This is a genomic window from Daejeonella sp., from assembly GCF_046590655.1.
In the GTDB taxonomy this organism is placed as follows: Bacteria; Bacteroidota; Bacteroidia; order Sphingobacteriales; family Sphingobacteriaceae; genus Daejeonella.
In genome coordinates this window covers 1-6,445 of sequence record NZ_JBKJUM010000138.1, presented here as the reverse complement: position 1 = coordinate 6,445, position 6,445 = coordinate 1, and the positions used below count along the sequence as shown (strand labels likewise).

The 6,445-nt window shown below is 40.9% G+C and carries 6 protein-coding genes; 2 read left to right on the top strand and 4 right to left on the bottom strand.

The features are described from left to right. Positions 1 to 401: 401 nt before the first annotated feature. Entirely contained in the window at positions 402 to 2,180 is a 1,779-nt protein-coding gene (gene argS, locus ACLL8Z_RS13045) for an arginine--tRNA ligase (RefSeq protein ID WP_411275223.1), read from the bottom strand. A 27-nt stretch (positions 2,181 to 2,207) separates the two neighbouring features. After that, complete coding sequence (rocF, locus tag ACLL8Z_RS13040; protein WP_411275222.1) at positions 2,208 to 3,155, bottom strand: arginase; 948 nt, start codon at positions 3,153 to 3,155, stop codon at positions 2,208 to 2,210. Between the two features lie 98 nt (positions 3,156 to 3,253). On the opposite strand from rocF, the gene ACLL8Z_RS13035 reads away from it, so the two are divergent. Further along, complete coding sequence (locus tag ACLL8Z_RS13035; RefSeq protein ID WP_411275221.1) at positions 3,254 to 4,636, top strand: arginine decarboxylase; 1,383 nt, start codon at positions 3,254 to 3,256, stop codon at positions 4,634 to 4,636. A gap of 197 nt (positions 4,637 to 4,833) precedes the next feature. Next, positions 4,834 to 5,370, top strand: coding sequence for a DUF695 domain-containing protein (locus tag ACLL8Z_RS13030; protein ID WP_411275220.1), 537 nt, complete (start codon positions 4,834 to 4,836; stop codon positions 5,368 to 5,370). Here ACLL8Z_RS13030 and ACLL8Z_RS13025 read toward each other — a convergent pair. Next, positions 5,367 to 6,086, bottom strand: a complete 720-nt coding sequence (locus ACLL8Z_RS13025; protein ID WP_411275219.1) for an RluA family pseudouridine synthase — start codon at positions 6,084 to 6,086, stop codon at positions 5,367 to 5,369. The genes ACLL8Z_RS13030 and ACLL8Z_RS13025 overlap by 4 nt on opposite strands. A gap of 196 nt (positions 6,087 to 6,282) precedes the next feature. Continuing rightward, positions 6,283 to 6,445, bottom strand: a 163-nt coding sequence (locus tag ACLL8Z_RS13020) for a helix-turn-helix domain-containing protein (protein WP_411275224.1), incomplete at its 5' end; no start/stop codon positions are given.

Below are 6,445 nucleotides of genomic sequence, written 5' to 3'. Positions count from 1 at the left end.
AACGAAAACCGGGCATGACCACCATGTTCAAAGGGATAAATAAATTTTATGATGTCTTCGACGGTTGGACACTCCAAAAAGATGTGGGTACACGGTAGCCCGCCAGCGGGGGAGACTAGGCGGATAAGCTGACATGGTAATATCATAACGATCATCCTATGATCCGCATTCCAAAGCCGATTCAAAGATAATAACATCGCTTTAAAACTCGAGGCAATTGAGCTGACAGACGCTTCGGCTAATTATTTGTGTCCAAACAGTAGCTGCCGGTAGGCAGGTTGGTTGTTGGAATGGGTTGATCAGGTGCCTTTCTAGGCGTCAAGACTTATAACTTATAACTTATAACTTACAACTTCAACTCTCCATTCTCCACTCTCAACTGTCAACTGTCAACTTTTAGATTACATCCGATCGGGCACATCAATCCCAAGCAGCCTCATACTTTTATTAATGATAGCGACTGTTGCGGAGGCAAGGTCAAGTCTGAAATTTCTTACAGCAGGATCTTCTGCCTTTAGAATGCTTTCTTCATGGTAAAACTTGTTGAACAATTTGGCAAGTTCAAACACATAATTTGCAACCTGGGCAGGGCTGTATTCCTTTGCTGCAGACGCGATAACATCCGGATATTTTGAAAGTGTAACAATCAAATCTTTCTCAAGAAGGGTAAGTGGAAGGGAATAGGTCTCGGTAAGCTTTTCCTGATATGCGGCTTTCGCAAGCACGGAACGAATCCTGGCGTGCGTATACTGAATAAATGGCCCTGTATGGCCCTGGAAATCTATCGACTCGTTAGGGTCGAATAACAGGCGTTTCTTCGGCTCAACTTTTAAGAGAAAAAATTTCAGTGCTCCCAAACCAATCATTTCATAAAGCTTATTTTTCTCGCTTTCCAAAAAGTCCGTCACCTTGCCTAATTCTTCCGTGCGTTCTTTTGCAGTGCTGATCATCTCATCCATCAGATCATCTGCATCAACAACAGTTCCTTCCCGCGATTTCATTTTTCCGGTTGGAAGATCAACCATCCCATAAGAAAGATGATAAAGGCCCTTGGCCCAGGTTTTACCTAATTTTTCGAGTATAAGAAATAGCACCTTAAAATGATAATCCTGTTCATTTCCCACCACGTAAATAGACTTATTCATCTTGAAATCGTCGTACTTAAGCTGAGCGGTCCCCAGGTCCTGGGTAATGTACACAGAGGTTCCATCAGCTCGGAGAACCAGTTTTTCATCAAGTCCATCATCAGTAAGATCAATCCATACAGAACCGTCTTCCTTCTTAAAAAACACTCCCTTTTGAAGGCCTTCTTCAATTATATCCTTTCCTAAAAGATACGTATCGGACTCATAATAATATTTCTTAAAGTCGACACCAATCTTCTTATAGGTTTCAGCAAATCCCGCATACACCCATCCATTCATTACCGTCCACAAATATTTGACGGTCGGATCGCCAGCTTCCCATTTTAGAAGCATTTCCTGAGCTTCTATAATTATTGGTGCATTCTTTTTGGCTTCCGCTTCTGATTGCCCGGACGCTATAAGTTCGGCGACTTGCTTTTTATACTCCTTATCGAAAATTACATAGTATTTGCCAACCAGATGATCGCCTTTTAAGCCGCTGCTTACTGGTGTTTCATTATTACCAAATTGCTGCCATGCTAGCATGGACTTACAGATATGTATGCCCCGGTCGTTAACAAGATTCGCCTTAATTACTTCATATCCATTTGCTGATAAAATTTGAGCAACAGAATAGCCAAGTAAATTATTTCTGACATGACCCAGATGTAATGGCTTATTAGTGTTTGGCGAAGAATACTCAACCATTACTTTTTCACCATTAGCCTCGAACTGCCCGAAATTTACTGCAAGTATATCCTTTAGCAGTCGATTCGTCCAGTAATTATCAGAAACCGTCAGGTTTAAAAATCCCTTGATGACGTTATAACTGGTAACATCTTTGAGTTGTTCTTTCAGGTATTCTCCGAGGTCTGCACCAGTCTGCTCAGGGGTTTTTTTGGAGAAGCGGGTAAACGGAAAAATAACAACAGTGATCTGCCCCTCAAACTCTTTTCGTGTCTCCTGAATTACAATTTTATCAGCCTCTGCCTTTGCACCGTAAATACTGAGTACACCTGTAATTATATTCTGAATTATCTGATCTTCTATTAACATATCATTTGAGCAATGCTTTATCCTATTCTAAACATTCATTATAGTATCACTCGCATGCCGTAAAATTTCAAAAGCATTTTCAGACATCAGGTTATCTTTATCCAAAGTGGGGTTAACCTCTGCAATCTCAAAACAGCAAACTTTTTTATCACTTACCAATGTGACCACTAAATCCTCTGCTTCTTTTTTAGTCATTCCCCCCGGCACGGGTGTTCCGGTGCCTTTCAGATGAGATGGATCCAGCGAGTCAACATCAAAGGAAACATAAATCAGATCGCAATGGTCCAGGTAATTGAGTGTTGCCTCGGCAATCTTCTCAACACCATCTTTTCGGATCGCTGAGATCGGAAAAATCTTAACCTTATTTTCTTCAAGAAGGTATTTTTCTTCCTTCTCAAAATCCCTAAGTGCGATGTAGACCACATCCCGATAGCTGATCTTCGGGGCAATATTCCCAATATTTTTTAGCTGATACCAGTAATTCAGCGTCTCCTGGTCAGGAGTGTTTACACGGCAATCTAAATTATCTTCATCCAATAGTACTGCAATCGGCATTCCATGCATGTTCCCTGATGGGGTGGTATAGGGAGAATGTATATCCGCATGAGCGTCAACCCAGATGACTCCCACTTTTAATTTAGGAAAAGCCTTTCTAATTCCTGATACTGTACCCGCCGAACAGCTATGATCTCCTGATAGAATTATTGGAAATTCTTTGCTCTTAAGGGTTTTACAGACCTCGTCAGCAATACGCTCAGCCATTGTTAAAACTCCTGAAATACGTTTAGCATGTGCATTTCCGGAAGATTCCAAAAGCAAATGGTTTTCATTAGGTATTTCGGTAATTTTATGCTGTTTAAAAAAACGGCTTCCAAAATCCAGGGCCGCTATTTTAATTGCATCACTACCCAGGCTTGATCCTCTTGTACCGGCACCTATTTCCGACTTAACCTCTATGATTCTTAATTCCCGCATTATCCGTTTTGCAATGATATAGGCTGATGTAATTTTTTACATGCTGCAATATGTTCTATGCTATAAGCTTTTTATATCTTTGCCAAAATTATAAAAAAATGCAGAGTTACGCGGAGTTTCTTGATTTAAGCGTTGGGTTCCCTCAGGATGGTTTTGACATCATTGAGGATGAGTTGTATTTCCATGACCTTAATCTGATGGAGATGATAGAAACTTATGGTTCTCCTTTACGTTTTACCTATTTACCAATAATCAGCAAAAAGATTCAGCAGGCAAAACTTCTGTTTCAAGGTGCCATCGTGAAAAACAATTATCGGGGCAGCTATAAGTATTGTTATTGTACCAAGAGCTCTCACTTCCGTCATATAGTTGAAGAGGCTTTGCGAAATGACATTCATCTTGAAACATCCTCAGCTTTTGATATGCCTATGATCGATGCGCTTGAGAAAAAGGGTGCATTAAATAAAGATATTACCGTTATATGTAATGGCTTTAAAACCTTCCAGTATAAGCAGTATTTGATTGATATGCTGCACGATGGGTTTAAAAACATTATTCCGGTATTGGATAATAAAGAAGAGTTCAATATTTATGATGATGAACTTGATATTCCCTGCAACCTGGGTATGCGGATCGCAGCTGAAGAGCAGCCAGATTCTCAATTCTATACGTCTCGTCTGGGTATCCGAATGGAAGACATAATTGATTTTTATAATCATAAGATTGCTCAAAATCCAAACTTCAAAGTCAAATTACTTCATTTCTTTATTAACTCGGGTATTTCAGATACACCGTATTACTGGAATGAGCTGGAGAAATATGTAACACTGTACTGTAAATTCAAAAAGGTAAATCCTGATCTGGACACTCTTGATATTGGCGGTGGAATGCCTTTTAAAGACTCCTTAGTTTTCGATTTCGATTACGAATATATGGTGAACGAGATAGTAAAACGTATCAAAGAAATCTGTGCTGAACATGATGTGATTGAACCGGATATTATTACCGAATTTGGAAAATATACTGTCGCAGAGGCTTCAGGAATTTTATATAAAGTTTTGGGCCGGAAACAGCAAAATGACAGGGAGAAATGGTTAATGCTGGATGGTTCATTTATTACCAACCTTCCGGATGTTTGGGCACTTAATCAAAAATATATCCTTGCACCTGTGAATAACTGGGACTCTGAATACGAGCGTGTAAATCTCGGGGGCATCACCTGCGACGGACAAGACTACTACAGTCAGGAAGCGCATATGAACAACGTATTCATGCCTAAAACCCGCAAGGTTCAGTATCTTGGATTTTTCCACACAGGTGCGTACCAGGAGGTATTGAGCGGATATGGGGGCATACACCATTGCCTGCTTCCCTCACCTAAACATGTAATTATCCGGCGTAACCGGGATGAGACGTTCAACTTTGAGGTTTTTGGGGAAGAGCAGAATAGTAAGCAGGTGTTAAAGATATTGGGTTACTAACGTTTGCTGGGCGCAGATTTAAACGCAGAGTGCGCAGAGTACAACGCGGAGAGCGCAGAGAATTAGCCAACAGCTATAAACTGTTAATAAATTTATAGAGATTGGCGTTGATTATGCATCAAAAACATAAAATTCCAGCCTCTGCGCTCTCCGCGGAAAAACTCTGCGCACTCTGCGTTTAATTTAAGAATTAGAAAATGAAGAACATCTCCCTCTTGTTGTTATGCCTCTTACCCTTCGTATCCTGCTCCCAAAGCAACAAAAAGGAAAATACTGACAAGCCAACCCCAACTGCTTTAAAGCCCGAAGACGTATTCGCTTCTCTCCAGTTTGAAATGGATGGAAAACCATGTGTCGCCGTAATAAACAAGCAATACAAAGATTTTAAAAACAAAGCCTTGTTTCCTCTTAGTTTATTTCTGCTGGTGAATACACTTGAGAAAGATAAGATGGGGCATCCGACAGAAAAAGAAGCTGCTGCTTTTCATGAACTTCAGACAAAAATCATACGTGAATTAAGTGCACAGTTTGCTTTCTGCCATGTTGGGACTACCACCATGACCGGTTACCGGGATGTCATTTTTTATATTAATTCAAAAGACCAGGAGAAAACGATAGCTGTACTGAACAAGTTAAAAGCCCAAAACAAGAGGTTTGAATCTTACACATTTGAACCCGATCCGGAATGGGAAGCCGTAACTTCATTCTATGAAGCCGTAGCGGCAAAAAACTAACCGTCGAATTTATCCAATAGTTTTATAAGAGTAGCAAAGTCTTTAGGGTAAGGCGCATCAAAAGACATTTCTGTATGCTCATCGATCTTAAATGTGATCTGTTTGGCATGTAGTGCGAAACGTTTCATAATCGGCAGTTCTTCCTGATCCTTCCCGATTCTGTATGCACGCTTTATTTGCGATAAAAAAACCGGCTGACCGCCATACATCTCATCTCCTGCAATATTAGCCCGCTGTGAAGCAAGGTGAATTCTAATCTGGTGCATTCTGCCTGTTACGGGTCTGCATTCTACAAGAGTAAAATGCTTATAATATTTAAGTGAATTGAAAATTGTTTCGGCAGGCTTACCTTCCTGACGATTGATAGCTACGTTTTTCCCGCCAAGGTTAAGAATTGGAAGATCTACGTGCAGATTTTCAAACACCTGCGTACCATTTATTACAGCGTGATAAACCTTATTCACCTTACGATGCTCAAACTGCATTGACACAAAACGGTATGTTTCCGGGTTTTTCGCAACGATCAGGGCACCTGATGTTTCCCGGTCGAGCCGGTGGCAAATCTGCGCATCATCCGAATATTGTTTTGCCAATCGGAGCAGGTTGATCTCTCCACCCTCCCTGTCATCCAGAGAGCTTAAAAATGCGGGCTTATTGACAACAATAAGGTTACTATTTTCGAAAAGAATGAGGTCTTGAAACTTGGGGAACTTCACGGGCACAGTATTTATGAACAGACCGTAAAGTTATGTAATTCTCATGAGCAGTCAGGTACAAATGTCTGCTATCAGATGTTCACTCAGTAACTGAGCTGTTTCGTACATTGGTTGGTCACATTCCTCCGACCTCCGACCTCAGACCCCAGACTTCAGACCTCAGACCTCAGACCCCAGACCTCAGACCCCAGACCTCCTACTTCACTTCAAACTTATACCCCACTCCTTTAACTGTGCTCACATATCGGTCACCCAGTTTCTCGCGCAGTTTTCTAATATGAACATCGATGGTGCGGTTAGTAACTACAACCGACTCTTCCCAAATGTTTTTTAGAATAACATCACGGGTGTATACTTTA